This is a genomic window from Saccharopolyspora elongata, from assembly GCF_004348985.1.
GTDB lineage: Bacteria > Actinomycetota > Actinomycetes > Mycobacteriales > Pseudonocardiaceae > Saccharopolyspora > Saccharopolyspora elongata.
Genome location: NZ_SMKW01000093.1, coordinates 1 through 25691, shown reverse-complemented (window position 1 = coordinate 25691; position 25691 = coordinate 1). Strand labels below are relative to the sequence as shown.

At 66.7% G+C, this 25691-nt stretch carries 20 protein-coding genes and 4 pseudogenes; 5 read left to right on the top strand and 19 right to left on the bottom strand.

All coding sequences use genetic code 11. The annotated features are described in order from the left end of the window. The first annotated feature begins 72 nt into the window (after positions 1–72). Entirely contained in the window at positions 73–1584 is a 1512-nt protein-coding gene (locus E1288_RS40125) for a flavin monoamine oxidase family protein (RefSeq protein WP_132493909.1), read from the top strand. Positions 1585–1796: 212 nt separating this feature from the next. On the opposite strand, the pseudogene E1288_RS49365 reads toward E1288_RS40125, so the two are convergent. Beyond that, positions 1797–1988, bottom strand: a pseudogene (locus tag E1288_RS49365) (dehydrogenase); the annotation flags it as partial. Between E1288_RS49365 and E1288_RS49360 the strand changes: the two are divergent. Next, a pseudogene (locus tag E1288_RS49360) lies at positions 1988–2176 on the top strand (LysR family transcriptional regulator); the annotation flags it as partial. The pseudogenes E1288_RS49365 and E1288_RS49360 overlap by 1 nt on opposite strands. A gap of 425 nt (positions 2177–2601) precedes the next feature. Here the strand turns inward: E1288_RS49360 and E1288_RS40110 are convergent. From E1288_RS40110 to eccCa, 12 genes and pseudogenes are all read right to left on the bottom strand, one after another. Further along, the gene (locus E1288_RS40110; RefSeq protein WP_132493908.1) at positions 2602–4101 is read right to left on the bottom strand and encodes a hypothetical protein; all 1500 of its coding nucleotides are present in this window, start codon (positions 4099–4101) and stop codon (positions 2602–2604) included. Positions 4102–4375: 274 nt separating this feature from the next. Next, the gene (locus E1288_RS40105; protein ID WP_132493907.1) at positions 4376–4654 is read right to left on the bottom strand and encodes a hypothetical protein; all 279 of its coding nucleotides are present in this window, start codon (positions 4652–4654) and stop codon (positions 4376–4378) included. A 64-nt stretch (positions 4655–4718) separates the two neighbouring features. Further along, positions 4719–4964: a non-oxidative hydroxyarylic acid decarboxylases subunit D gene (locus tag E1288_RS40100; protein ID WP_132493906.1), complete on the bottom strand. Its 246-nt coding sequence runs from the start codon at positions 4962–4964 to the stop codon at positions 4719–4721. Between the two features lie 26 nt (positions 4965–4990). Beyond that, positions 4991–6412 (bottom strand): non-oxidative hydroxyarylic acid decarboxylases subunit C, encoded by a 1422-nt coding sequence (locus E1288_RS40095; protein WP_132493905.1) that lies wholly within the window; start codon positions 6410–6412, stop codon positions 4991–4993. Continuing rightward, a complete protein-coding gene (locus tag E1288_RS40090) occupies positions 6402–7049 on the bottom strand; it encodes a non-oxidative hydroxyarylic acid decarboxylases subunit B (RefSeq protein WP_132493904.1) in 648 nt (215 codons plus the stop codon). The genes E1288_RS40095 and E1288_RS40090 overlap by 11 nt, the downstream gene beginning before the upstream one ends. Positions 7050–7198: 149 nt before the next feature. Further along, positions 7199–7282, bottom strand: a pseudogene (locus E1288_RS40085) (RpiB/LacA/LacB family sugar-phosphate isomerase); the annotation flags it as partial. A gap of 5 nt (positions 7283–7287) precedes the next feature. Beyond that, positions 7288–7890 carry a hypothetical protein gene (locus E1288_RS40080; protein ID WP_132493903.1) on the bottom strand — a complete coding sequence of 201 codons (603 nt, stop codon included), beginning with the start codon at positions 7888–7890 and terminating at the stop codon, positions 7288–7290. Between the two features lie 216 nt (positions 7891–8106). Next, positions 8107–8760 (bottom strand): methyltransferase, encoded by a 654-nt coding sequence (locus E1288_RS40075; RefSeq protein ID WP_132493902.1) that lies wholly within the window; start codon positions 8758–8760, stop codon positions 8107–8109. 300 nt (positions 8761–9060) lie between these two features. Further along, positions 9061–9636, bottom strand: coding sequence for a sigma-70 family RNA polymerase sigma factor (locus E1288_RS40070; protein ID WP_132493917.1), 576 nt, complete (start codon positions 9634–9636; stop codon positions 9061–9063). 297 nt (positions 9637–9933) lie between these two features. Further along, the gene (locus E1288_RS40065; protein WP_235884142.1) at positions 9934–12822 is read right to left on the bottom strand and encodes an ATP-binding protein; all 2889 of its coding nucleotides are present in this window, start codon (positions 12820–12822) and stop codon (positions 9934–9936) included. A 392-nt stretch (positions 12823–13214) separates the two neighbouring features. Beyond that, a complete protein-coding gene (locus E1288_RS40060) occupies positions 13215–14345 on the bottom strand; it encodes a S8 family serine peptidase (protein ID WP_132493900.1) in 1131 nt (376 codons plus the stop codon). Further along, positions 14342–18328, bottom strand: coding sequence for a type VII secretion protein EccCa (gene eccCa, locus E1288_RS40055; protein ID WP_132493899.1), 3987 nt, complete (start codon positions 18326–18328; stop codon positions 14342–14344). The genes E1288_RS40060 and eccCa overlap by 4 nt, the downstream gene beginning before the upstream one ends. 415 nt (positions 18329–18743) lie before the next feature. On the opposite strand from eccCa, the gene E1288_RS40050 reads away from it, so the two are divergent. Further along, positions 18744–20255 carry a glycoside hydrolase family 88 protein gene (locus E1288_RS40050; protein WP_235884141.1) on the top strand — a complete coding sequence of 504 codons (1512 nt, stop codon included), beginning with the start codon at positions 18744–18746 and terminating at the stop codon, positions 20253–20255. A gap of 293 nt (positions 20256–20548) precedes the next feature. On the opposite strand, the gene E1288_RS40045 is transcribed toward E1288_RS40050, so the two are convergent. Together E1288_RS40045 and E1288_RS47530 are read right to left on the bottom strand one after the other, a co-directional pair. Continuing rightward, a complete protein-coding gene (locus E1288_RS40045) occupies positions 20549–21073 on the bottom strand; it encodes a histidine phosphatase family protein (RefSeq protein WP_165968518.1) in 525 nt (174 codons plus the stop codon). After that, a complete protein-coding gene (locus E1288_RS47530) occupies positions 21070–21273 on the bottom strand; it encodes a hypothetical protein (protein ID WP_165968517.1) in 204 nt (67 codons plus the stop codon). The genes E1288_RS40045 and E1288_RS47530 overlap by 4 nt, the downstream gene beginning before the upstream one ends. A gap of 5 nt (positions 21274–21278) precedes the next feature. On the opposite strand from E1288_RS47530, the pseudogene E1288_RS40040 reads away from it, so the two are divergent. Continuing rightward, positions 21279–21551: pseudogene (locus E1288_RS40040) on the top strand (transposase); the annotation flags it as partial. 142 nt (positions 21552–21693) lie between these two features. After that, positions 21694–22221, top strand: coding sequence for a VanZ family protein (locus E1288_RS40035; protein WP_132493896.1), 528 nt, complete (start codon positions 21694–21696; stop codon positions 22219–22221). 214 nt (positions 22222–22435) lie between these two features. Here E1288_RS40035 and E1288_RS49355 read toward each other — a convergent pair whose 3' ends face one another. The 4 genes from E1288_RS49355 to E1288_RS40015 form a co-directional block, all read right to left on the bottom strand. Beyond that, a complete protein-coding gene (locus E1288_RS49355; RefSeq protein ID WP_235884140.1) occupies positions 22436–22885 on the bottom strand; it encodes a hypothetical protein in 450 nt (149 codons plus the stop codon). After that, a complete protein-coding gene (locus tag E1288_RS40025; RefSeq protein ID WP_132493895.1) occupies positions 22882–23466 on the bottom strand; it encodes a hypothetical protein in 585 nt (194 codons plus the stop codon). The genes E1288_RS49355 and E1288_RS40025 overlap by 4 nt, the downstream gene beginning before the upstream one ends. A 278-nt stretch (positions 23467–23744) precedes the next feature. Beyond that, positions 23745–24188, bottom strand: a complete 444-nt coding sequence (locus E1288_RS40020; protein WP_132493894.1) for a DUF6262 family protein — start codon at positions 24186–24188, stop codon at positions 23745–23747. Further along, positions 24178–25359 (bottom strand): tyrosine-type recombinase/integrase, encoded by a 1182-nt coding sequence (locus tag E1288_RS40015; protein WP_207954822.1) that lies wholly within the window; start codon positions 25357–25359, stop codon positions 24178–24180. Before E1288_RS40015 ends, E1288_RS40020 begins: the two co-directional genes overlap by 11 nt. Positions 25360–25691: the final 332 nt, after the last annotated feature.

The window sequence follows — 25691 nt, the reverse complement described above, 5'->3', positions numbered from 1 at the left end:
CGGATCCGGAGGCTCGGTCACCTTGCCGGCAGCCGGATGTTCATAACCCAGGCGAGCGGTACGGGAGAGGACATGAATCGGTTCACACGTCGTGGTTTGCTGTCCGGTATGGCCGCGGCTGGTACCGGGGCGCTGATCGCGCCCGGTGCGCCGCGTGCCATCGCAGGGTCAGCTCCCGCCGCCGGGCGCAGCGAGACCCAGGTCGTTGTTGTCGGTGCGGGATTGGCGGGCCTTACCGCCGCTCGCGAGCTGGTCGCCGCGGGGTGCGAGGTACTCGTGGTCGAAGCACGCGACCGTGTCGGCGGCCGTACCGTCAATCAGGCCGTGACAGCGCCGGGAGCCGACCCGGGCACGATCGTGGAGGTCGGCGGCCAGTGGGTGGGGCCGACACAGGACCGGGTGCTCGGTCTCATCCAGCAGCTCGGCCTGGAAACGTTCAAGACCTACGACGCCGGCGATTACGCCGACTACCACAACGGGAAACTGACCCGGTACGGCCACGTGTTCCCGGCGGATCCGCTGAACCTCGGACTGAACCGGATTCCGCCCAGCGACCCGGTGGGCGCGGCAGAAGCCGCCGCCGCGATCCAGGAACTCGACAGGATGGCACAGCAAGTTCCACTCGACGCGCCCTGGACCGCGGATGACGCACGTACCCTGGACGGCCAGACTTTTGAAGACTGGATGAATCATCATCTTGCCCAGCCGGGCGCGAAATCGCTGATATCACTGGTGATCAACGCGGTTCTCTCGGTCGAGCCTCGTGACGTGTCGCTGCTTCACGTGCTGTTCTACATCGCCTCCGCAGGCGGACTCGACCGGCTGGTACGCACCTCCGACGGAGCCCAGGAATCCCGTATCGTCGGTGGATCGCAGCGCATCTCACTTGAAATGGCACGCGAACTCGGTCCCCGCGTCCTCCTGAACGCACCTGTAACCAGAATCGAACAGGACCCCGCGGGCGTCAGTGTGCACGGCGACAACTTCAGCGTGCGCGCCAAACGCTGTGTCGTGACCGCACCGCCCGCGCTAGCCGCCCGAATCCGGTACACGCCACCGCTGCCAGGAACCCGCGACCAGCTGACGCAACGCATCCCGATGGGCAGCGTGATCAAGGTGCAATGCGTCTATCCGACCCCGTTCTGGCGCGCCGCCGGTCTGGCCGGACAAGCGACCAGCGACACGGGGCTCGTGCGAACCACGTTCGACAATTCACCGCCGGATGCGAATGTGGGCGTGCTGCTTGGCTTCATCGAAGGTGAACAAGGACGCCAGGCCGATCAGATGTCCGCGACACAGCGACGCAGAGACGTGATCGAATGTTTCACCCGGTACTTCGGCGAACAAGCCGCTGATCCGCTCGAATACATCGAGAAGAACTGGCTGGAAGAAGAATGGACCCGCGGTGGCTACGGAGGCGTGTTCACACCAGGTACCTGGCTCGACCTCGGTGAAGCACTACGCGCACCTGTCGGCCACATCCACTGGGCCGGCACGGAAACCGCGACCATCTGGAACGGCTACATGGACGGCGCGATCAGCTCCGGCGAACGCGTCGCGAAGGAAGTAACAAACTCGCTGTGACATGTCGCCGGCGACCGCCTCGCCGCCGAAGTACTGATCCGGTGCGTGGTGCGGGGGCGCGTCCGTTGTGGACGCGCCCCCGTTTCGCTGCGGTTTCCAGGGTTCTGAAGGAATCCCGCGGGGAACGCAACGGGATGCCGCACATTCGTTCGCGTCCCGCTGCGCGACACCCATACGAGGTCTTCGACAGCCCAGAGACTTCGTGGGGCGTCTCACCAGGGCACATTCCCGGTGTCGTCGAACAGCCCTCCGGTCGGGCCGTCGTCCGGCAGCGTGGCGAGCCGAATGGCGATCTTGGCGCCTTCTGCGGGCGTGCTGGTTCCGTGGAAGCCGTTGAGATCGGTCGCGACGTAGCCGGGGCAGGCGTTGTTGATTTTGATGTTGGTGCCGCTCAGCTCCTTGGCTCTTCCAGCTGATCGCGCTCGGCCGCACCACCGTGGTCATGCCCGAATCCTGCCGCGCCAACCTGCTCGAAGGCCTGGCCGCCGTGCCGGTTCTAGACGCGCCGACCGTGACGACAGTCATCGCCTGGCCGCCACACAGCCGCTCCCGAGCACTCGCCGATCTAGTCCGCGTAGCCACACGCCTCTGAGCCTTCGCTCCCGCAGCCCCGCCCCTCCATTCGCCAGGGCCGATTCAAGGGATGGGCGATGAGCGAGTACCCAGCACTACGAGTTCCTCGTAATCAACCGGCCGCTCGAAGCGCATCAACAGACCGAGGTGCGGTCGCTGTCCACCGCCAACGCGGTTCACAACGACGACTACGACGACTACGACGACTACGACGACTACGAGGGGTAGCCGTACATCTGGCGGTGTAAGCAACGTTTTGGGTTCTAACCAGCGCGGATACCGTTGTTGGTCAGCGGCCAGCGGGTGGGCTACTTCGCCAAGGACAGCCCCAAGGACGCTGAACAGCTCGTGCTTCGGCATGAGAACGACCGCCCTCCGCCGCCAAATCCCCGGTCAAGTCGGTACAAGCTAACGGACCGTTTCTGGTTCGCCGCCCTGTCCTCGCTACTCCCCCGCCGCCGCTGGCACGACATCTTCCCCATCCAACCCGCAACGATCCTCGCCTGGCCCGCGTACCCGCGGTGGGGGCACAGAAGGATCCAAGGCGAACTGGCCGGACTCGGACGTCCGATCGCCGCATCGACGGTTTGGGAGATCTCGGACTCGGCCGGCATCGATCCCGGGAACGACCAGGGTACAGGCGGGGCTCGGACGCCGACCGAGTTCGGCTTCGGCCGCCACCAAGCTTTTCGGGTCGACGTGCCGGAGGATGTCGTCGAACACGCCGCGCAGACGCTGCTCGGCCAGGCGTACGACGTCCTGCTCGGTCATCCCGGTGATGCCCGAATCGTTGGACACCGCGGTCGGGGGCGTGGACGTGCGTGCCTGCTTGCGGAGGTGGCTGAACAGGAACTTCCGCGCCAAGCCGAGGTGTGCGGACGAACACCGGCCGGTCGCACGCCACAGCGACCGGGCGGCCATGGTGGTGGCGGCCAGCCTCGCCTTGGTTGCCGCGTCAACCTCGTCGCGCAGGTCAGATCGCCATGCCTCGCGTAACTTTTCCGCCAGCGACGGTTGTCCGATCGCCTTCTCGATGGCGTGAACGTCCGGCTCCAGCAGCATCGGATACCTGCGGCGAACGTCCGCGAGGTAGTTCGGGCTCCTGAGCCCGAGCATTACGTCCCGCTTGATCCACTCGGCCTCGTGGGGACCGCTCGGCGCCTCTGCACCGTCCTCCCAGGGGACACCGAACTGGCGGATTCCATATATGAAGACGTCCGCGGACATACCCCCGGCGCGGTTGCCTGCCATGCTGAAGATCCGCATCTGATCCTGCATCTCCTCCATCGCCGCCGTAGCCACAGCGAGCCTGCCCGGCGCGTCAGGGGAGTCGACCGGGAGGTCGCCGAAGACCACGGGCGCGAGTGCTACGTTGGCGACCGCACCGAGACCGGCGCACTTCTTGAACAGGAGCCACAGGCTTGCCTCATCAGAGGTTCCGGTCCACGTCCTTGTCCGCTGGTCGTCGAACACGCTCGGCAAGGTCGCGGCGACGGTATCGTCCACCCGGACTTCGATCGTTGGTGCGTTCCAGGTGATTGTGGACACGAACGTCTGCCGTGGTGGGTGACCCACGCCCGATCGCGTCGCGAGATCCGCGTAGTAGTCGCGAAAAGTGCGTCGGTGCGCACCTACACCAAGCGTGCCGAGCAGGTGGGCGACGTCGTGACCGCTTTCCGTCGCGACCCTGGCGACAGCGCTACCGCAGAAACCCAGATCAACCAGGAGGCGTCGAGCCTCCACCTGGGTGAGGTCCACCACGTCCGGGAGGTCGGTGAGCACTACCGAATCGATCTCGGCGAGGAACGCGGAGGGCACGGAGTCGTCATCCAACGCCCGTTTCGTGGCTTCTGGTAGACGTTCGAGCGTCCACTCGCCAACTTTCTTGATGACATCCGGTGAGATCGGTCCGGCTGGCTGGGAACATAAGGAATCCACGTGCATGGCAGTCCTTGTCAATGACGTCACATAGTTCGCTGACCGCAAATGTCCACGCCCGCGCGTACTACGGGAACCCCTTGTACTGCTCAGGCTGGTGGTGAGGACGTTTACGCAGGCATCAGCACAATGGCCGTCGCGTCGTCACGGTAGCCGTCAGCGTCTTCGTGGGCGGCGGCCACGATGGCGGCGGCGAGTGCCTGCGGATCGCTCTACACTCACCTGATCAACAAGGCCCGTGCCCGTCCTTTACTCAGGGCCAAACGACTTTGCCGGGTCGTCACTTGCGATAGAAGGCGTGTTTGCGGAAGGGCCATCGGTGTACGGCGCGTAGCAGCAGCTCGTCGGGCGGGTCCGGCAGGCGGGGCACGGTGCCGGTGGTGTGAGCGATGACCACGACCCGGTCCTCGCCCCCCAGGTAGGTACTGGCGTCGAGGCAGCCGGGTTCGGCGAGCAGAGCGAGCATCGCGGTCTGTTCCACCCAGGCGAGCAGTTCGTCCCGGCGTCCGGGCTGAGTTCGGGCCTCCCACATCAGGGTGTCGTGTGGCTCGGGTGTCATCTCGCAGCCTCCTAGGAAATGGCCCGCGGGAACCCGGTTCCCGCGGATGGTGACGGCTCTGGCGTCAGGACGCGGAGCGCAGCGGAGGAATGGTGGGGACCTCGCGGGCAGCCTTGATGTCCTCGAGCGTCATCTTGAAACTGTCGGGGTAGGCGTCGCGACTGGTGCGACGGGCAGGTTCGCTGGTGCGCCAGGCGTAGAGGCACTGCTGGCATTGCAGCACGTCCCAGACGCCGGGGACCGGCGAGCTGTAGAGCTTGTCGACGGTCTCGTGGGCGCAGCGCGGGCAGACGGTTTCTTGTGGGGCCATGGCAGGTCGTCCTTTCGACTGGTGGGTCAGCGGGCGGCGAGCGACTGGAGTTTGGTGAGCCACTCCCCCATCTCGGGCAGGTCCAGGACTTGGTTGCCGTAGTTGCCGCGCGTGTCGGGCGCGACGGGGGTGGTGGCGTCGATGATGAGTTTGTCTACAATGCCCGGTGTGTCGGTTTGCGGGGCCAGTCCGAGTACTGGCAGTTTCGGGACGACGACCAGGTCACCGGCCGGATTCATCTTGGTCGACAGCGCCCACATCACCTGCGGCAGGTTGAAGGGGTCCACTTCCGCGTCCACCACGATCACGGTGGCGGCGTAGCCGAGTCCGTGCGGGGTGGTCAGCACGCGCATGCCGACGGCCTTGGCGAATCCGCCATAGCGCTTCTTGGTGGACACGATCACAACCAGGCCGTGGGTGTAGGTCGCGTTGACCGCCTGGACCTCGGGGAAATCCTTCTTGAGCTGCGTGTAGAGCGGCACGCAGGTGTTGGCGGCCATCAGGTAGTCGATCTCGGTCCATGGCATGCCGAGATAGAGATGCTCGAAGACCTGGTCGGTGCGGTAGGAGATCTTGTCGATCCGGATCACCGTCATGTTGCGCCCACCGGAGTAGTGGCCGGTGAACTCGCCGAACGGGCCCTCGATCTCACGCTTGCGGCCCTCGATGACGCCTTCGATGACGATCTCGCTGCCCCACGGCACGGGCAGGTTGTTCTTCGGCGAGCGGGCGATCGGGGCGGGTTCACCGCGCAGTGCGCCGGCCAGCTCGTACTCGTTCTGGTCGTATTCCATCGGCGTGGAGGCGACGATGGAGATCACCGGGTCATTGCCCAGGGTGATCGCGATCGGCAGGTCCTCGCCACGTTCCTCGGCCTTGCGTAGGTGCTGCGCGATGTCGTGCATGGGGACGGGCTGGAGAGCGAGCTTGCGCCTGCCCTTGACCTGGATCCGGTAGATACCGACGTTCTGCTTGTCCGTCGAGGTCGGGTCGTCCGGGTCCTTGGAGACGACCGCGGCTTTGTCGATGTAGAAACCGCCGTCCCCGTCGTTGAGGCGGATCAGCGGCAGGACGTCGAAGATGTTGATCTCATCGCCTTCCACAGTGTTCTGCGCCCACGGCGGATTGTCCCGGTACACGGGCTTGACCGGGAAGTTCGCCCAGCGGCGGATGAACTCGTCCACCTGGTCCTTGGGTCCGCTGTTCTTATCCATGCCCAACGCCAGGGCGTGGTTGGCCCAGGAGCCGTGCACGTTCATCGCGATCCGGGCATTGGTGAAGCCCTTGACGTTGTCGAAGTACAGGGCCGGGGCGGCGGCGCCTAGGCGAGGGGCGGCGTTGGCGGCCGCGGCGATGTCGGGTTCGGGCATCACCTCGTCGGCGATGCGCAGCAGTTGGCCCTCTTTCTCGAGGGTTTGCAGGAAGCTGCGCAGGTCGTCATACGGCATGGGACTCTCCTTGTTCGTTCAAAGCGAGGGACCGCGGCGCGGGCAGCTTCTGCGGGAAACGCTGCTCGCGTGCCGCACGGATGCCGACCCACCGCCGGGCGTTCGGCGTCGGCAGGTCGAACTGATCCAGCACCCGCGCGGTGATGTGGTCGACGATGTCGTCCACGGATTCCGGGTGGTTGTAGAAGGCAGGCATGGGCGGCACCATCTGCGCTCCAAGGCGCGTCAGCGCCAGCATGTTCTCCAGGTGGATTTCGCTCAGCGGGGTCTCACGCGGGACCAGCACCAGCTTGCGGCGTTCCTTGAGGACCACGTCCGCGGCGCGGCCGATCAGCCCGTCGGCGTAGCCGGCCCGGATGCCGGCCAGGGTCTTCATCGAGCACGGCGCGATGATCATTCCGTCGGTGCGGAAGGAGCCGGAGGAAATGCACGCCCCCTGGTCTCCGGGGCTGTGGGCGGCATCGGCGAGGTCGGTGACTTCGCGCACCGACAGGCCAGTCTCCAGCTCGAGAGTGGGCCGCGCCCACTTCGAGAGCACCAAGTGGGTCTCCACCTCGGGCAGCTCGCGCAGGGCCTCCAGCAGGCGGACGCCGAACACCGCACCCGTTGCCCCTGTCATGCCCACAATCAGTCGCATAGTGTGCGGCTCCTCTGCTGCTCATCGGCCGGTCAGGCAAGGAATGTTTCGGTCATCGTGGTAGGCCACCGCTTGGTTCCGGACCGGGTTCTTACCGCCCCGTCGCATTCCACGGTAGGTGCGGCTCGGGCACGTCCGGCTATATGCTGTGGACCCTTGTTCGCGCTGATCGCCACGCCCAGCCCGGTGCCGCACACCAGCAGTGCGCGGTCTGCCTTGCCCTCGGCGACCAGTTCGGTCACGCGCGATGTGCCGGCTTCCGGGATATAGCCGATTCCTGTGACCTTCGGGCGTTCGGCAGTCTGTCGACGACCGGGGCAACGTCCGCGGTGTCGCATTGCGACGGCGCGGGCTTGAACAGTTGGAGATAGACGATCTCGTCGACGGCCGCGACCAGCTCACCGGCCATCGTGACAGTCGCCGCCACGCGCAATACCTGTCGGCCGTTGGCATCGACCGTTGAGACGCGGGTGATGTCATGGGTGTGCCGCCGCATCCCGTGGCGGCTTAGGATCTTACCGAGCGGGACCTTCTTGGACTCCAACGATTGTCGGGCATCCGGGTGCAGTCGGTCCTCGACCACGACGGCTCGTACCTCGGCCACCCGCTGCCGAAAGCCGGTCGATTCCGATTCGAGATACCCGCGTCGATGTAACACCTTGCTGCCTTCCGGAACATCCAATGCCGCAGCATGTTCGGGCGTGACGAGGCAGTACTCGTGGCACAACGAGACGTAGTCAACCCGGCTGTTCAGCCAGTGGGCAACGGTTTCGGTGAAACTGTCCGTATCACGAAGCCAGGTGCTAAGAGTCCGTATCTGCTCCGTTAGGTAGTCCTGCATTGTACGAGGACCTCTTTTCCTTTGCGTGGCGCGAATTTTGCGGTATGACGAACGAGGTAGTGGCGGCCAGACGACTTCACAAGGTCGTGTCGAGCCAGTCCTGGATCACGCGGCTTCGGGAATTGAGAGGATGAACACGTTGGCCAGCAGTCGCAGTCTTGCTTAGTCAGCAACGGCAGCGCTACTCAAATGGGGTGAACATGCAAGATGTGTGGTTCAGAAGGGCACGCGAGGACAGGAATCGATCAACACCAGCACCGCAGCGTCGAGCAGCTGACGGTACTCGGCCGCCGTGCGCTGTCGGCCTCCCACCATCAGCATCAAGTGCAGATCCCACAGCAGTGCGAGATCGAAAGCTCCGTCATCGGAAGGAATCCGATCGATTATGAGCAACCGGGCGTCCGGCCGCATCGCCCTGCGGCAGTTGTCAAGTAGGGCTAGGCACGCCTCGTCCGGCCGGTCCTGCAACACCCGGGACAGCAGGTAGACGTCGCGTGGTCCGGAATGGACTCGGACATGTCTCCCGCGACGAATTCGCACGCCCGCGCTCCACAGCGCTCGGCAATGTTCTTCTCGGTTAGGGAGGACGTGCGGTAGATCGAACAGCACACCGCGAATACCCGGATATCGCCGCAGGACACTCGCCAGCAGGTCACCCGCTCCCCCGGCAACGTCGACGACCGTGCGCGCTGAGGAGAAGTCGAACCGGACCGGTACCTTGTCCAGGAAGGCGTTCCCTGCGTTCATCACGTGCTGAAAGCGGGAGCGGAACTCCTCGCAGGTACGCAGATACTCGCCGAGCGACTGGCCGTGGGCACGCTCGAAGGCATGGATCCCCTCAGCAATCGCGGGCAGCGCGGCGCACCCCACGCTGAGTAGAACTCCTGATCGTAGATGTCACACATGTTGCGCATCGAGCCATTTACCGTGGCACGCAACAGAATCCCGCTCGGTCAGGCGATAGCCCGTTACCTCGTCTCCGGAGAAGACATCAAGCGATACCAGTAGCCGCAGCAGCCGCAGCAAGCGGTCGGCTGCCGGTTGCCGGCCAGCCCAAGGCGCGCGGCTACCGAGACGGAGACCAGATGGCGTCTGAGGTTCCGACCCGCACCGCCACGCAAGACGAGTTTGGAAAAAGCCTCTATAGGACCCAGCACGCCCCCGCTGGGCTCATGCTGCGAGTTCGGTTGGCTCCAACGATGTCTTCAGCTTGCGGAGTGCGTAGTGCAGGCGGGATTTGACCGTGCCTACGGGAATTCCGAGGACGTCGGCTGCGCCGGCCGCAGTCCGGTCGGCGAAGTACACTTCGTAGAGCACGCTGCGGTGTTCCGGGATGAGCTCTAGCAGCACATTGGCCACCGACATCGATGTGAGCACGTCGTCCGAGTGGTCTCCCAGAATGCCGACTCCGATGCCCGCGGACTCCTCGACCTCGTCGGGACGTGCCCGGCGAGCACGGATCTTGTCGATGGCGATGTTACGCGCCACCTTTTTCAGCCAGCCCCAGGCCGAACCGAGTTCGGGACGGCTGAGCGCGTCGGCGTGCCGCCAGGCACGCACCATCGTCTCCTGGACGATGTCCTCGGCCTGGTACGGATCGGAGATAATCCGGCTGACGTAGAGCTGCAGAGCCGCGAAATAGTCGCCGTAGAGCTGATTGACCACGGATTGCGGGTCGGGAGCGGGGCCGTACGACTCGCTGGCGCGTGCCTCGTCCTCCCGGCGTGAGGCGATGGAATTCACCATGATGACCACTCCCGGTCCAATTCTGCGAGCTGTCCGCGCGACCCGTCGGCGGCGCTGTGACGTACCGCGGTTGTGCTCGATCACTTGCTTGTACGACCAGGTTTCCTCTTCTAGTGAGCCGGAAAATCAGTGAACTCACGTACACCGTCAAATTGGGTAGATAAGGGCAACCAGAAGAACTTCCGCAGGATCCGTGACACGAACGTGATGGTCATGACGAGCGAGGGCGCCGTGCCCAAGCAAGTTGGTCACGGCGCCCTCACCTGCAATGCCTTTGGGTGGAGCGTGGGGGTTGATTCAGCCGCAGAGGCGGTCTTCTTGGGGCACTGGCAGTGGAACGTGTTGGTCGAGGCTCGGCTGCCGGGCGGCTTCGATGGCGATCTCGACCCGAGAGCGCGCCCCGAGCTTGGCCAGGATGCGCGAAACGTGCACCTCAATGGTTCGCCTGGACGCGAAGAGAATCGCCGCGATGTCCGCATTGGCGTGGCCTGCCGCGACGAGTCTTGCAACCCTGAGCTCGGTTGGCGTCAGGGCTTCCCACCCGGTGGTCGCACTTCGGCGGCGTGCGCGCAGTCGACGCATGCCGTACGGGCGCAGCCGGGAGTCTGCGCGCAGCAGGTCCCACTTGGCGCCCAGGTCGGTGTAGATGCGGATCGCCTCAACGTATGCGCCGCGGGCAGCGCCGAGATCGCCGCGTCTGGCGTGCAGGACGGCGGAATCTTCCAGCGCCTGAGCGCGTTTCAGAGGTTGCTCCAACCGCCGGTAAGCCTCGACGACGGCGTCGATCAACGCCGGATCGCCCTCCAGCAGCCCTCGGCAATGTCGGGCTGCCGCCGCGATGGCCGGCGCTGACCCGCAGGCGGCATCGGCTTCGCAGGCCTCCGTAGCCCGTACTGCGGTGTCGCGGTCGTCGCGGGCCAGCGCAAGTCGGACCAGCAGCGGAAGCAAGGTGTGCCGGGTACCCGGGTGCTCGTCGCGGGCCAGCGCAGCGCCCAGAGCTGCCGCGGCATCATCTTGACGACCGTCCCTTTCGTACCACGCCGATTGCGCCAGCAGCGCGAACTCCGTGCGGAGGTCCGGGCTTTCGGACACCGCGGCAAGATGTTCTTCCACAGTGTCGCGTTGGTCGCGGTGACTTGCGATGGCCGCTGCCAGGCAACGCAGTCGCGATTGGTGCGTGGCGGCCATCCGGTCGTAGCACTCCATCGCCGATTCCAGTTCGGCGACCGCTTCGTCCCACCTGCCGGTGGCATGGAAATGCTCGGCAGCACAGAGCCGCGCCGCGCCGCGCCTGGGCGACGTCCCATAACGTTGCACGATGGCCTGCATTTCCCGCACGGTTTGCTCGGCCTTGTCGACCTTGCCGAGTTCGAAGAGCACGCCGCGCAGGTCGGCCAGGATCAGCAGCCGTTGATCGGTGCACTCGGGATCGTTGCCCAACTCGGACAGTGCGCGATCGAATTCGGCAGCCGCCCCGGCCAGATCCCATCGTTGGGCGGAAATCACCCCGGTCGCGTGTAGTGCCAAACCGGTCGCGAACCGGTCGCCGACCTCCCGTCCCGCGTCGAGCGCCCGTCGTGCTGCCGCCTCCGCGATCTCGACCTGGCCGATGGGAAGCGTGATTCTGGCGAGCAGTCCGTGCAGGCGAGCGATCCAGCGACTATCCGTATTGGATTTTCTACCGGCCTTTCCGGCATGGCTTGGCTTTCCGCCGCCGATGGCGTTTTCGATCACGATCCGGGCCTTGTCGAGCCTGCCCCACATGGTCAGCGACCACGCGAGGAGCCAACTCATCTCGGCAGTGATTTCGGGGTCTCGGGTGTCGGCCAGGATTGCTTCGGCCAGTTCCTCGGCTTCCTCCGTGCGGCCGAGCAGCAGCAGCGCCTCCGCCAACCTGATCCGCAACGGTTCGCGGCGCGGGTCGTCAGGATCCAGTGCGTCTGAAGCGGAGGTGAGCAGGTCGACCGCCAGTTCCGAGGCACGGTGGGCCAGCTTGCGGGCATGTTGCACGAGCCAGTCGACGCCCCAGTCGTCGAGGCCGACGGCGGTCTCGCCGGGGAGAGCAGCGAGCAGGTGCCCGGCAACGTACTCGATCCGGGCGCCGGTTGGGCCCAGTGCGCGGGCCGCCTGGTTGTGCAGTGCGAGTCGAAGCGGGGTCGGGATGCCTTCATACAGTGCCTGCCGGACCACGGTGTGCCGGAATTCCAGTCGGGCACCGGATTCCACCAGGATGCCGGAGGCGATGGCTTGTTCGGCGACTCCGGCCAAGTCGGCCACCGAGCGGCCGCACACCGCGCTCAGATCGGTGACCGAGAACGCTGGGCCGAGAAGCGCCGCCATCCGCAACACTTCCCACGTGGTGTCGTCGGCGTGGCGCAGCCGAGCCGAAATGGCCGTCGTCAACGATTCGGGCATCCTCGCCAATTCGGAGGTCAGCTCGACGGCGTTCACCGCCGAACGGGTGAGGTAACCATCACGTTGCAAAGAATTGACGATTTGGTGAACATAACAGGGGTTTCCGGCCGCACCCCGCAGAACCTGTCGCAGCGTCGGCCCTACCGAGTCGGCGTCGAGCAACTGCCCGGCGAGTTCTGCCGTCGACGCTTCACCGAGGGGGCTCAGCGTGATGACCGAGGCGGTCCTGTCACGACGAAGCAGTGCCAGATCGGGCCGGTGCGGGGCAGGGCCGCAGGCGGCGATCAGCAACAACGGCAGGCGCTCGATCATCCGGCCCAGTCGGTGCCAGACGAGGAGGCTGGCCGCGTCGGCCCACTGGATGTCGTCGATCACCAGTACTACCGGTGCAGTCGTGCACATGCCCTCGATGAGCACCAACAACCGGTCGGCGGCAACCGTTGACGGGTCGGCGGCGGCACTGGACAGCAGATCGCTGATGGCCCGCCGGTCCGGATCAGGCGAATTCGGCGTGATACCAAGGCATTCGAGCATGACGCGCAGCGGGCAACGGCGCGCGAACTCGTCGGCGGCTGCCCGGAACACCTGGCAGCCGAGTCCTTCGACGCCGTCCAGCCCGGCTGCCAGCAGCGCCGACTTGCCAATGCCCGGCTCACCGTCGATCCACACCGCTGCGCCGCGTCCCTGTACGACGTGGCGGACTGCGTCCTTGAGACGCCGCACTTCGTTGTCGCGGTCGACCAGGACAGCGCCGTCAGCGAGAGACTCCACGACCCGCTCCTTGCTCGACACTTGCCGTGCCATGCTCCACATGGGTTACACAGCAAAGATTCAGCTGTGCCGTACAGCGGAGTCAAGCTCGATAGGTGTCCTGGACGCGCACTCTGCCTCAACGGGCAAGATGGATGCCCGTTGTGCCTAGCTGGGTCGTTCTGCCGGGTGATCTTTCGCGTTCTCGGGGTTCTGCCGGTCATTGGGGACGCGAGCCTTTGCGGTGCCGTAACGCCCCAACAGCGGCTACCCGTCCACCGCCGCCAAGCCCTCCTCCAGCAAACCTTGTCGGCGGTTTCTCTTTACTGCACGTACACCGGATGCTCTCAGTTCACCGGTAGGAATTCGCTGAACCGCGGGCAAGATGTCTCCATAGTGCCTGCGGGCAGCCGTCAGCTCTCCCGTCGTCGCTTTTCTCTGGTGGCGACGATGGCCGGACCGGCGATGAGCAGGGCTACGGCGCCGGCCAGGCCGGCGAACCACAACGCCCGGTTGCCCGGTTCCGGGTCGGGCGGCTCGGGCAGGGGGACCGAGAGTCGTTCGGCGACCGCCTGCACCGGGGGGTCGGTATCGAGGATGGTGGTGACCGCGGCGAACGGGTCGACCACGCCGTAGCCGATGTACTCGTTCGGCAAGCGGCCGGCGGGTTGGTCCGCGGTCTTCTGCAGGCGGTCCACGACCTGCGCCGCGGACAGCGTCCGGTGATAGCTGCGGACCAGGGCGACGGCGCCCGCGGCGTAGCCAACGGCCAGCTCGATACCGGAGCCAACGCGGTTACCCGCACCTGCTGGGGCGATGCCCACCAGGTCGTTCGCGGGCGCTGCCACGTCGGGGGCCGCTCCGTAGGACAGCTCGGTCAGCGGACCCTCCGCAGCCACCGGCGCCACGGCGACCACGTCGGGATAGCGGGCCGGGAACGCGAGCTGTCCCTTCTTGGGCACCGCGGCCGCCGCGAGCACGACCACGTCCCGGCTCGTCGCGTACTCCACGGCGGCCTTCAACTCGTCGGTGCCGATGGTGGACACCAGCCCCACGGCGACCACCCGGGCACCGGCGTCGACCGAGGACCGGATCCCGGCCGCGATTTCCCGGGACAGCGCGGCGTGGTCCTGGATCTTGGGCGGGTCGTCGCTGACCCGCACCGGGTAGATGGACGTCCCTGGCGCGATCCCGACGAACGGACCGCGGCCCTGCCGCGCCGCGATCAAGCCCGCGATGAACGTGCCCCGCCCGAAGCAGTCGCCGTTGCCGAGCCCGCCGTGCAGGTCCGTCCCGCGCTCGACGGCGCCGCTCAAAGTCGGAGCGGCCGCGCTCACACCCGTGTCGACCACGGCGACGGTGACCGAGCCCTTGGTCAGCGGCCACACTCGGTCCGCAGCCATTCGCTCCTGGGCCCACGACGCGCGCTCAATGGTCGTTTCCGCCGGTGGCGTGCACTGCCCGGTCGGTCCTTGCGCGAACGCCACCGGAGCTGCCGACACCGCGAACAGCGCCGCTGCGGCGACGGCCAGTACTCGTCTCATTCCGGGGCCTCCGTCCAGCCGATCTGCAGCCCGATGCCCTCCCGGCGGGTGGCCAGCACCGCGCGTCCCGGCGGCAACGACCGTCCCCGCGAGCCGTTGAGCAGCGGCATCTCCCCTGGCGGCATGGACAGCGTCAGCTCCGGGGTGTTGGACTCCTGCATGCGCCGGATGCAGGACTCCATGCTGGTGCGCCCGGCGCCGGCCGCCGCGCGAGAGACGACCAGGTGCAGGCCGATGTCGCCGGCCTGCGGGATCAGCTCCACCATCGGGTCCAGCGGCCCGCCCATGCCGCTCGTCAGCAGGTCGTAGTCGTCGACGAGGACGAAGTACTCCGGGCCGCTCCACCAGTCCCGCTTGCGCAGCTGAGCGGGGGTGATGTCGGCGCCGGGAATCCGTTCCCGCAACCGCGCCGCGAGGTTCTGGGCGAGCTCCTCGGCGGCCTGCTTGGCCACGGCAATCCCTTCGCGGTACTCCTCCGGCACCGACTCCACCAGCGTCCGCCGCGGGTCGATCACCACGATGCGAATATCGTCCGGGCTGTTGACGCGCGTGACGGCCTGCGCGATGAGCCGTAGAGCCGCCGTCTTCCCGCTGCCGGTGTCGCCGACGACCGTGAGGTGCGGATTGGTGCGGAAGTCGTGCCACACCGGCTGCAGGTCGAGCTCCCCGGAGCCGAGCGGGACACGCGGCCCCGGCTCCGTGTCTGGCAGCTCCTCGGCGGGGAGCACCGAAGGCAGCATCCGCACGGCAGGCGCGGCGGGACCGCGCCACGTCTCCCGGATCGCCTGCACCAGGTCGCGGGTCGCCTCCGACAGGCCTTCGGTGGCGGGCATTCCGTCGATGCGCGGCACGCCACCGAGGAAGTGCCGCTGGTCGGCCGTCAGTCCGCGGCCGGGAATCTGCGGCACCAACGCGGCCGCCCGCATGTTGATCATGGAGTCGATGGAGTCACCGAGCCGCAGCTCCAACCGGGTGCCGAGCTGGTCGCGCAACGCGCTGTGCACGTCCGACCAGCGGTTCGCGGTGATCATCAGGTGCACGCCGTAGGCCAGCCCGCGCTGGGCGAGCTGCCGCAGCGTCATGTCGTGCTGTTCGTAGTCGGTTCGCAGCGAGCCCCAGCCGTCCACGACCAGGAACACGTCGCCGTGCGGCTCGTCGGCGAACTCCCCGGCGGCACGCCGCGCACGATACGACGCCATGCCTTCCACCCGATGTTCGGTGAACAGCCGCTCGCGGTGGGTCAGCATCGTCTGCACCTCGGCGATCGTGCGGGCGACCTGCTCCTCCTGCATCCGGCTGGCGATACCGCCGACATGCGGCAGTCGCTCGAGGGCGGAGAGCGTCCCGCCGCCGAAGTCCAGGCAGTAGAACTGAACTTCGGACGGCGAGTGGGTGAGCGCGAGCGCGGTGATCAGAGTGCGCAGCAAAGTGCTCTTGCCCGACTGCGGACCGCCGGCGATACCGACGTTGCCGCCCGCGCCCGCGAGGTCGACCAGGTGCACGTCACGCAGCTGTTCGAACGGCTTGTCGACCACGCCGACCGGAACCTCAAGGCGCCCGCACCCCCGCCAGCTCTGCGCGACGAGCCCGCGCACCGGATCCGGCACCAGCGGCGGCAGCAGGTGGTCCAGCGCCGGCGGGTTCTCCAGCGGCGGCAGCCACACCTGGTGCGCCGGCGGGCCGTGCTCGAGCAGCTTCTCCACGGCCACGTCCAGCACCGATTCGCCGATGGCCGCGCGGTCGACACCGGTGTCGTTGTTGTCCTTCTCGTCGTCCTGGGCAGGCGGAGGCGGAGCGGGCGGTTCGTCGCGAGCCAGTCTGGCCATGCCGAACGGGACGACCTGGCGCCGCACCTCCTCCTGGCGCTCCTCACGGGTGCGCCGACGGTGCTGGCCGGACACGTACGCGGCCTTGAACCGGATCAGCGTGGACACGTCCGTGCGGATGTATCCATTACCGGGAGAGGCGGGCAGTTGGTAGGCGTCGGGAACACCGATCACCGAGCGGCTCTCCATCGCGGAGAACGTGCGCAGGCTGATCCGGTACGACAAATGGCTTTCCAGCTTGTGAATGCGGCCGTCGTCGAGGCGCTGGCTGGCCAGCAGCAGGTGCACGCCGAGTGAGCGGCCCAGCCGGCCGATCATGACGAACAACTCGGCGAAGTCTGGGTTGGCCGCCAACAGCTCGCTGAACTCGTCGACGATGACGAACAACGTCGGCAGCGGGTCCAGCGGGGTGCCCGACAGCCGCGCCTTCTCGTAGTCCAGCAGCGAGGCGTAGTTGCCCGCCGAACGCAGCAGCTCCTGCCGACGCACCAGCTCACCGTGCAGGGCGTCCTGCATGCGGGTGACCAGCGGCGCCTCGTCGGCCAGGTTCGTGATCATCGCCGACACGTGCGGCAGCCCGTCCAGCCCCAGGAACGTGGCACCGCCCTTGAAGTCGACCAGGACGAAGTTGAGGGTCTCCGACGAATGGGTCATCGCCATGCCGAGCACCATGGTGCGCAGCAGTTCGGACTTGCCGGATCCGGTGGCGCCGATGAGCAGCCCGTGCGGGCCCATCCCGCCCTGTGCGGACTCCTTGATGTCCAGCTCGACCGGGGTGCCGTCCTCCGCGATGCCGATCGGGATGCGCAGCCGGTCGCGGGTCAGGCCGTTGCGCGCGATCGTCTGCGGGTGCCATTCGTCCAGGTCGGACACCCCGAGCAGCCGGGGCAGCTCGAAGTTGACCAGCATCGGCTCGGAGACGTCGGTGGTGGTGCCGCCGAGGCGATACGGCGCGACGACCCGCGCGAGTGCCGCCGACCGCGGCAGGCTGAGCAGGTCCGGGGTGCACAGCCGGGTACGGATCTCCTTGCCGGTGCGGCTGGTGCGCACCATCTCGACCTGCTCCTTCGTCACGTCCAGCCGCAGCGCGGACGTTCCGACGTTGCCTTCGACGGCATCGCTGAGATCCAGCACGATGGAATTGCGGTAGCCGGTGCCCGCCAGCCGCGACTCACCGGGAACGAAGACGCCGTCCAGCACGATCACCACGTAGGGCTCGTCGCGGTTGGGCGACGCGGCGGCTTCGAACCGACCGCGCTCGCCGAGCTCGGCGTCGAGCAGGTCGGTCAGTGCGTCCACCCCGTCGGCGAGGAGCCGCACCTGCCCGGCGTCGTCCTGCTCCAGCGGGTGCTGCGCGTGCGGCAGCCACTTCACCCACTCCCACAGCGACGCACGATCCTGGCTCGCGCACACCGCCACCCTCAGGTCTTCTGGCGAATGGAAGGTGATGAGCTGGGCGATCATCGACCGTACGGTGCCTCGGATGGCGTCTTCGTCCCCGCTGAACCGGATCTTGAAGAACCCCCGGAGGAACAGCGCGGTCGGCAGGTTGGCGACGCTGGTGTAGGCGTTGATGAACCGCCGCAGTGATCTGGCCGCGAGGGGCTCAAGATCCTGGATGGGCTTGCTGGACGGGGGCGTCATCTTCAGCGCCAGCCGCTGCGAGCCGGTGCCGAGCCGCACCTCGGCGAAGTCCACGTGCGCCGCGCGGCGCTCCCACAGGCGGCCGGTCATCGCGACCGACCACAGCGCCGCAGGATCCGGATGCCGCCAGGCGAGGGCGGCGCGCTGGCTGGACGCCGCGGTGCGGACCTGCTTACGGACCTGGCCGAGGTAGCGGAGGTAGTCCTTGCGGTCGCCGCGCAGCTTCTGACGGCGCTCCACACCCCCGCGGGTGACCTGCATCAACACCATGAAGACAGCCATGAGCAGCATGAGGCCGAACATCCCGAGGCCGAGCATCGGGTTCATCCTGCCCATGTAGATGAGCATGAACACGCCGGTGCCCAGCATCATCGGGATCATCATCAGCGAAGAGAGGATGTCCTTGCCGCCGCTGGCTTCCGGCAGCGTCGGCGGTTCCTCCAACGCGAGCTCGCCGGTCGGCATCTCCGGCGGCTTCTCCCGCCCTGGGCGGCGGAACAGGGTCGTTGTCATCGCGGTCGGCTCCTCACGCCATCCGTACACCGGACACACGTCGGGCAGACCGCGAGTAGTTCAGCATCGAGAGTCCGGATGTCCCGGCAAGGCTCGACGCGGCGGTTCACGCACCACCAGCGGACCCGCTCACCACGGCCAGTTCGCGGGGCTCTGATCAGCCACCTGCTGCGTCGTCCGGGCCGCGAGGTTGACGTCCGGCGAAATCCAGCTGAACCAAATCGGTGGTACATGCGCTGACGGGCTCGAGCAGTTCCGCGATCTCGCGACCCGCTACGCCAAACGGGCAGTCTACTACCAGGCCGTTCCAGATAATGACGATTAGCTTGTTGACCGGCATTTTCCAGCGGCACCAGAGTGAGAGCGATCTCATTGGACCACCCGCTGGGGGCTTATGATGTCAAGACTGCGCGTAGTGCTCGTAGTGCTGGCTCTCCTCCTGCTACTTCCGCCACCCACTCCCGCGTTCGCCGCGACCACCGTGTACGAGGCGGAACGCGCTGCTCGCACGGACGCCGCCGTGGAGTCGAACCACCTGGGCTTCACCGGCACCGGATTCGTCAACTACGACAACACCATCGGAAGCTCCCTCTCGTTCACCGTGCACGCGGCCGTCGCCGGCGGACACGCACTGACGTTCCGCTTCGCCAACGGCACCGGCGCAGACCGCTCGCTCGACGTGGTCGTGAACGGCACGCCACACGCGATCTCCTTCCCCAGCACGGGAAGCTGGACGGCATGGGCGACGCGAACGCTCCGCGTCAACCTCAAGCATGGGACGAACGTCGTGCGCGCCACCGCGACCACGGCCGAAGGCGGGCCGAACCTCGACTCGCTGTCCGTCGACAACGGCGTCACCGCGCCGAGCCCAAGCGACTGGTCCACCGCGGTGGTGGACTCGACGATGGCGCGACGGCCCGCCACGTCGCTCGGCCTCGGCTACACCGACGCGTTGTTCCTGCACGCGGCTTTTCAGGTCTACCAACGCACTCACGACACCCGCTACCTCAACTATGTCAAGGCGTGGGGTTCGGCGCGTGTCGCTGCGGACGGCAGCACGGGCAAACCGTACAACGACCTCGACAGCATGCTCGTGGGCAACGTCTTCCTCGACCTCGCGCAGGCCACCGGCGATTCGCGCTACCGCCTGGCCGCGAACAGGATCGTCACGCGGGTCGCGACCTACCCGCGGGCCAGCGACGGCGCCCTGATCCACAACGTCGCGTTCAACGGTCAACTCTGGTCGGACGGTGCCTTCATGGCACAGCCGTTCCTGGCTCGCGCAGGTGACCACACCGGCCCGCCGCGTCAGCTGCTGACCTACTTCGGGCACTTGCGCAACGAAGACGCCCTGCTGCGCCACGCCTATGACGAGACCCGCCGCTCCAGCTGGGCCGACACCAGCGGGCGCTCGCCGGAGGTGTGGTGCCGGGCGGTCGGGTGGTTCGGCATGGCCACCGTCGACGTGCTCGAAGAACTTCCACGCACGCATCCGGACCGGGCCGCGCTCGTCGAGATTGTCCGGTACCTCGCGGACGGCTACCGACGCTGGCAGGATCCCGCAACCGGCCGGTGGTTCCAGCTGCCCGTCAAACCGGGTCTGGCAGGCAACTGGACCGAGACATCGTGCTCGGCGATGTTCACCTACACCCTCGCGCGGGCGGTCGAGCGAGGCTACGTGAGCCCGGCGTTCTGGCCGGTGGCGCAACGCGGGTACCGCGGCGTACTGGCGAAGGTGTCCATCGGCTCGGACGGCCGGACCAGGATCTCCGACGTCGTGATCGGCACGAACGTCGGCGATGCCCGGTACTACCTGGAGCGCCCGCGAATGGACAACGACTTCCACGGGCTCGGCGCGTTCCTGATCATGAACGAAGAGCTGAGATCGTTGACTCCTATTGCGGCCGCAGCCGCGACATTTGAGTAATTACCGGTGTGAGCTGTCGCAAGCGCTTGGCCTACCCTCGCAGCTCGCACCGCCGCGGGTTCTCAGGCAATGCCCGCCCTTGGGCTCCCTGCGAGGCCGTGCCCCTCCGCCGCGTATTGGACATACAACAGGAGGGGCACCCACAGTCCAGGGAACGCCTGAGGTTCCGCTACCCGCACCGCTACGCAAAACGGGGTCGCCGGACATTTCGCGGAATATCCAACGGAATAGGCGCTGACCTGCGGTGATGCCTGCGGCGGGCGGGGTTCGCTCGTTGAGTGAGGATGCCGGGGTTATGTCCGGAGGTGGGCGGTGTCGCTGTGGGTGAGCAGGGTCCAGCGCCATCCGGCGTCGGGCCTGGTCCAGGCGAGGGGTTGTTGTTCCCAGCGGGTGATGCTGGCGTAGTGCATGGCGAACGCGGTGCTGGCGCGGAGGCTGGCGGTGCGGTTGAGGAAGAGGTGCGTGGCGGCGGTGACGGTTTCGCCGTGGCCGACGATCAGCACGGTGCCGCCGGCGTGCTGGGCGAGTATGTCCCGCAGGGCTGTGGTGGTGCGCTGGAGGTAGGCGGTCCACGTCTCGGCGCCGACGGGCAGAGCCAGGTGGTTGGCGATGATGTCCGCGGTTTCCCGAGCTCGCCGGAGCGGGGTGGTGTAGGTGGCGGTGATCGGCGCGTGCGCGTGGTCAGCGCCCAGCCTTTTGGCGAGTTGCTGGGCTTGGTGGCGGCCGTGGTCGGTGAGGCCGGTGCAGCCGCGGGGTCCGCCGATGGTGCCGTGGAGGTTGCAGTGGGCTTGGCTGTGCCGGGCCCGGATCGGGCTCATGCCGTCTTCAGTCTGCCGTAGTCGAGAACCTGCTGGTAGATCGCGAGACAGCGGGCGGCGTGGGCCTCGCCGGTGAACCGGCCGGCGCGCGCAGCAACGTGGTGGGCGAGGTTCGCCGCGGCTGGGCCGCCGGTGGCGACCACCGGCGGCTTTGACCGGCCGGTGTGGGCCCATAGCGCCACAGTCCGTGAGCGGGACATCGGCCGAGTTCGTGCCGTTTTTGGCCTTCGACGTCGAGATCCGCAAGATCATCTGCACCACCAACGCTATTGAAAGCATCAACTCCCGGCTACGCCGCGCGATCAACGCCCGAGGGCATTTCCCCACCGAACAAGCCGCCCTCAAATGCCTCTACCTCGCCCTCATGGGCCTGGACCCCACCGGACGAGGCCGCGGACGCTGGACCATGCGCTGGAAAGCCGCCCTCAACGCCTTCGACCTCGCCTTCGACGGACGCCTGTCCGCCGCCCGCAACTGACCTAACGACCAAACCCAGTTACACCCAAAACTTGACAGCCCCGCCAGACCCCGCCGCGGGATGCGCGTGGCGTAGTGCAAGATATGCCGACAAGGCGTTGGCAAAGTCTTGCGCTGCAACTCGTGAAAGGAAGCGATACGAAGTGTTTCGCGAGGTCCCGGTACTTCCGGTGGTAGTTCCCGCCGCGGCAGCGATCTTCCTGGCCATGCTGTGGTACCTGCACAGCCGCGGCCGCCTGTCGGTGCCACGTGCCGCCGTCGCGCTCGCACTCTGTGTCTACGCCGCCGGCGTCGTCGCGAACACAGTATTCCCAATCTATTTGAACAAGTCCTTCACCTCGCAATGGAAGGTCTACTTCGAGCCGCTCGCGGACTATGGGGTCGGCGACGCGGTGAAGAACATCCTGGTCTTCGTGCCTGTTGGGATAATTGTGCCGCTACTGCTGGCCAAAGCCTCCTGGTGGCGTGTGGTGGCCGCGGCAGCGGCGTTCAGTCTGGCGATCGAGCTGACCCAGTTCCTCACTGACAACCTCTTGGGCGGCGGCCATTTGGCCGATGCGAACGATCTGCTCTTCAATGTGATCGGCGGTGTGCTGGGTTTCGGCTTGTTCGCCGCGTTGTCTCGGGTGCCTGCTGTTGCTGTTTTTATCAACCGGTTCCGCTGGCACTGACCCGCGTCCTGCGGCGCGGCGGTGGCAGATCGGTCAGTCCTCAGCTGTCGTATGTCGTGGGATGTGACCGCGTGTTCACTGACCGCCGCAGTGCGAGATGGGAAGCAATTGCTCCGGGGCAGGTAGGGCGTGCCGGTGAGTAATCCGTCTGGAAACGGGGCGCGCCACTAGCTGCGTTGCCCTGGCGGGTGCACGGATGTCCTTTCGGCGCGCACTACAGCACCGTCTCCCGGCCGCCGGTGCCCGTGGCCGGCGCCCCGGCGAGGTCCAGGCGGGTGGACATGTCCAGCCTGAACCGGCCGTAGGGGTTGATGTGGGTCCAGAACAGCGGCGTGAGCGCGCCGCTCATCCGGGCCGATGAGGTCGTGGAAGCGCGGGACTTCCAGGACCGCCTGCAGCAGCAGGGTGTTGACGTGCACCAGCGCGGCCTGGAGCAGGTGCAGAGTCCGGCTTCCTCGGCGAGCGATTTGACGGTGAGCTGACCGTTGGAACGTAGCGGGACACCGATGAGCAGGCGAACCATGGCCTCGGTGATTGCCCGGACCTCGGCGGCGTCCTCGGTCCGGCTGGTGGCGGTGGCCTCGGCCGCTTGGGTCAGCGCGTCACGGATGGCGGTGGCGATCTCGGCTGCCGAGTGGTGTTCCGGCTGCGGTTGCTCGGTCACTGGGGTTCCTCTGATGAGTCCGGGTGGATGCGAGTGACCTGGTGGCGAGCGATGATCTCCTTCAGTGCGGACTGGCGCTGCTGTAGGCGTTCGCGGATCGGCAGCGGAGCCAGACCGTCGGTGATCTCGGCGTCGATCCGGTCGACCTCGGCCTGGATGCGCTCGATGTGGGTGTCGGTGCGGGAGATATTCGCGCAGGAACTGTGGCATCGGTCCTGGCTCGGGGTGCGCCGGGGCCGAGTTCCCGGCTTGCCCCGGTTGGGATCGCAGAGCGCCTTGAGCGGGTCGTGGTTGCAGGTCAGCAGTGCCTCGGGGTGGTCGAAGACCTGCAGGCGGGGATTGTCCAGCAGCGCCTTGTATTGGCGTTTGGAGGCGAAGCCGCCTGCGTAGGCGGCCTGGAACTCCTGGGCGGCGGCGATGTAGTGGGTGGCGGCTGGGCCGCTGACGCCCTCCCCGTTGTCGAGCCGCTCGGCGGCCGCAACGAGGGTGTCGGCGGTGGCCAGTGCCTGCTCGAGGTCGAGGATCTGCAGCATGTCCACGTGGGAGCGGCCGCCGTAGGACTCCGCCAGCGACGCCCGCAAATGTCCATATTGGACGCCGAGTGCGATTCGCCCGCCGGGCTGTCTGTGATGAACCAGGCGACGGTGCGCCTCAGCCGCCGCAGGGGCGCCGACCTCCACACCGAGCTGGGTCGCGACCCGCCCGACCGCCGGCGGCGGCGCCGCCCGGACATCGGACGGGACGAACCCTAGCCACGGCAACGTCGCCAGCTGCAGCGCGAATCTTATCTTGAGCCGTCAAGGTGATCGCGCTGTTGACCTGCGGTGATGTAACGAGGACGGTGTCGTCGACGGGGCGGTCAGCAGGGTCCGATGATCGCTGTGGATTTCTTCCTCGGCGTGTCGCGGGTGCCGCGCTGGACGTCGCCCGCGCGGCGTTCCCCGAGAGCCAATGCGAGTGCTTCGCGGAGCTGCTTGTTCTCTGCCTCCAGGTGTCGTATGCGCTCGGCCGCGGGCTCCAGACGCCGCAGCAGCGAGGCGTCGGAGGCGCGCTGCATGTCGGGAACCGGCCTGCTCGCTGACGCCGAGCCTCGCCTTGCTCGGAGCCGTTCGATCTCGGCTCGCAGATCTGCCTGGTTGTAGAGCCAGGACCTGGACACCCGCGCCTGTTTGGCGACGGCATCGAAGGTGATCGGCAGGCCTCTCTTGTCCATGCGGCGCAGCGCGGACTCGGCGCGTTTGCGGGTGTCCGCTGCCCGCTGGCGGGCGGCGGCGATGACGTGGTGGGAGTTGTCAGCCCGCATCGGCGTCGGCCTCCTGCTCGTCCTTCTCGGCCTCACCGATCATGCGGTCCAGGTTGCCCAGGACCTGCTGGTTCATCTCCACTATGCGGGTCTGCCCCTTGGCCTTCGAGACATCTATGAGGGTGAGCGTGCGGTGACGTTGCTCGCGCAGCTCCGGGAGGAACTCCGGTCCTGTGAGGAAGACTGGGCAGGTCAAGCAGGCGTTGGCGTGCGGGCAGGATCGCTGAACTGGCAGGCCGCAGTAGCCGTTGGACAGGGTTTGGGTGGCCATCCCGTAGCGGGTCTTGGCCCACTGCGCTCGGGTCAGCGGCCCGTCCGGGTCGAGCGTCACCCGTTCACCTTTGATGTTGACTTTGGTGGCCTGTTCCCAGTGCCGCCGGATGGTCTTGTCGGTGATCTTCGCGTAATGCGAGGTCATCTCGTTCGATTCGTGATCGAGAAGGACGCGGATGACCTCCTGGGGGACGTCCCGGTTGATCAACCTTGTGGCGAAGATGTGGCGCCATTGGTGCGGTGTCAGATGAACAGGCTGGCCGTGCTCGTCGCGAACGTCGCAGGTCGCCAGCCAGCGTTGCATCCAGGCCCGGTAGGTGTCGGGCGACAGCGGCTTGCTTCCGTCGACGTTCATCCGTGCTCGGGGGAACAGGTGCGGGTTGCCGTCCGGCCAGCGGTCCAGAACCCGGCGCTGCTGGGCGCGAATGGCGGCTTCGAGCTCCTCGTCGATGGGGACGGCGGCCTCTCGTTCCATCTTGGTGTTGTAGTAGCGCAGGTAAGGGGCGTTCTGTCCGTCGTGCAGCAGGCAGTCGAAGTCCAGGTTGGCCGCGGAGGAAACTCGCAGCCCGCCGCGGATGAGGATCAGGGTGATCAGGCGCCCTTCCGGGTAGGGCCAGCGGTCGAGGTTGGCGGGCTGCTCGACCTGGGCCATGACGTACTCGGCCAGGTAGCGGGTCACGCGTTGCCGACGGCGGGGAAAGTCTCCGGTGAAGAACACCGCCGTGGTGGGCAGTGAGTCGTCCCAGCCGTGCTGTCGGATGGCCTGGAAGAACAGGTGAAGTCCGCCGACCCGGGCCTCGTTGGAGCTGGTGCCGGCGGGCTGGTCGGTCAGCCAGGCCAGGTAGCGCTCCAGTAGCGGACGGTCGATGCTGGCCAGCCCGTCAATGTCGGGAGCCACGGCTGCGAGGAACTCGCTGAACTTGGTGAGCGCCTGAACATCGCCGAAAGCCGTCCCGACACTGAGTCCGGAGGTCAGCCGCCATCTCGCCCAGCGTTTTGTCCTGATGCAATCGAAGCGCCCTTTTGCACGCAACGACAATTGTTGATCAAATTTCGCCAGTTGCGGCGAACTTCGGATTCTTTCGAGTCTTATGGGCAGTCAAGAGCCTGTCAAGTGGTTTGTGTAAATGACTTCGGTTCGGTCAGTTGAGGTAGGGGTCGAGTCGGTCGGGGAAGTGCAGTGCGAGGGCGCCGAGGGCTTGTTTCCATCCGTGGACGGTGGCGCCTTCG

What these genes read in the sequence shown, in the direction of transcription:
- E1288_RS40125 (WP_132493909.1), top strand. Translation starts at nt 73, where the DNA reads ATGAATCGGTTCACACGTCGTGGTTTGCTGTCCGGTATGGCCGCGGCT.
- E1288_RS40110 (WP_132493908.1), bottom strand. Translation starts at nt 4,101, where the DNA reads ATGCACGTGGATTCCTTATGTTCCCAGCCAGCCGGACCGATCTCACCG.
- E1288_RS40105 (WP_132493907.1), bottom strand. Translation starts at nt 4,654, where the DNA reads ATGACACCCGAGCCACACGACACCCTGATGTGGGAGGCCCGAACTCAG.
- E1288_RS40100 (WP_132493906.1), bottom strand. Translation starts at nt 4,964, where the DNA reads ATGGCCCCACAAGAAACCGTCTGCCCGCGCTGCGCCCACGAGACCGTC.
- E1288_RS40095 (WP_132493905.1), bottom strand. Translation starts at nt 6,412, where the DNA reads ATGCCGTATGACGACCTGCGCAGCTTCCTGCAAACCCTCGAGAAAGAG.
- E1288_RS40090 (WP_132493904.1), bottom strand. Translation starts at nt 7,049, where the DNA reads ATGCGACTGATTGTGGGCATGACAGGGGCAACGGGTGCGGTGTTCGGC.
- E1288_RS40080 (WP_132493903.1), bottom strand. Translation starts at nt 7,890, where the DNA reads ATGCAGGACTACCTAACGGAGCAGATACGGACTCTTAGCACCTGGCTT.
- E1288_RS40070 (WP_132493917.1), bottom strand. Translation starts at nt 9,636, where the DNA reads ATGGTGAATTCCATCGCCTCACGCCGGGAGGACGAGGCACGCGCCAGC.
- E1288_RS40060 (WP_132493900.1), bottom strand. Translation starts at nt 14,345, where the DNA reads ATGAGACGAGTACTGGCCGTCGCCGCAGCGGCGCTGTTCGCGGTGTCG.
- eccCa (WP_132493899.1), bottom strand. Translation starts at nt 18,328, where the DNA reads ATGACAACGACCCTGTTCCGCCGCCCAGGGCGGGAGAAGCCGCCGGAG.
- E1288_RS40045 (WP_165968518.1), bottom strand. Translation starts at nt 21,073, where the DNA reads ATGAGCCCGATCCGGGCCCGGCACAGCCAAGCCCACTGCAACCTCCAC.
- E1288_RS47530 (WP_165968517.1), bottom strand. Translation starts at nt 21,273, where the DNA reads ATGTCCCGCTCACGGACTGTGGCGCTATGGGCCCACACCGGCCGGTCA.
- E1288_RS40020 (WP_132493894.1), bottom strand. Translation starts at nt 24,188, where the DNA reads ATGCGGGCTGACAACTCCCACCACGTCATCGCCGCCGCCCGCCAGCGG.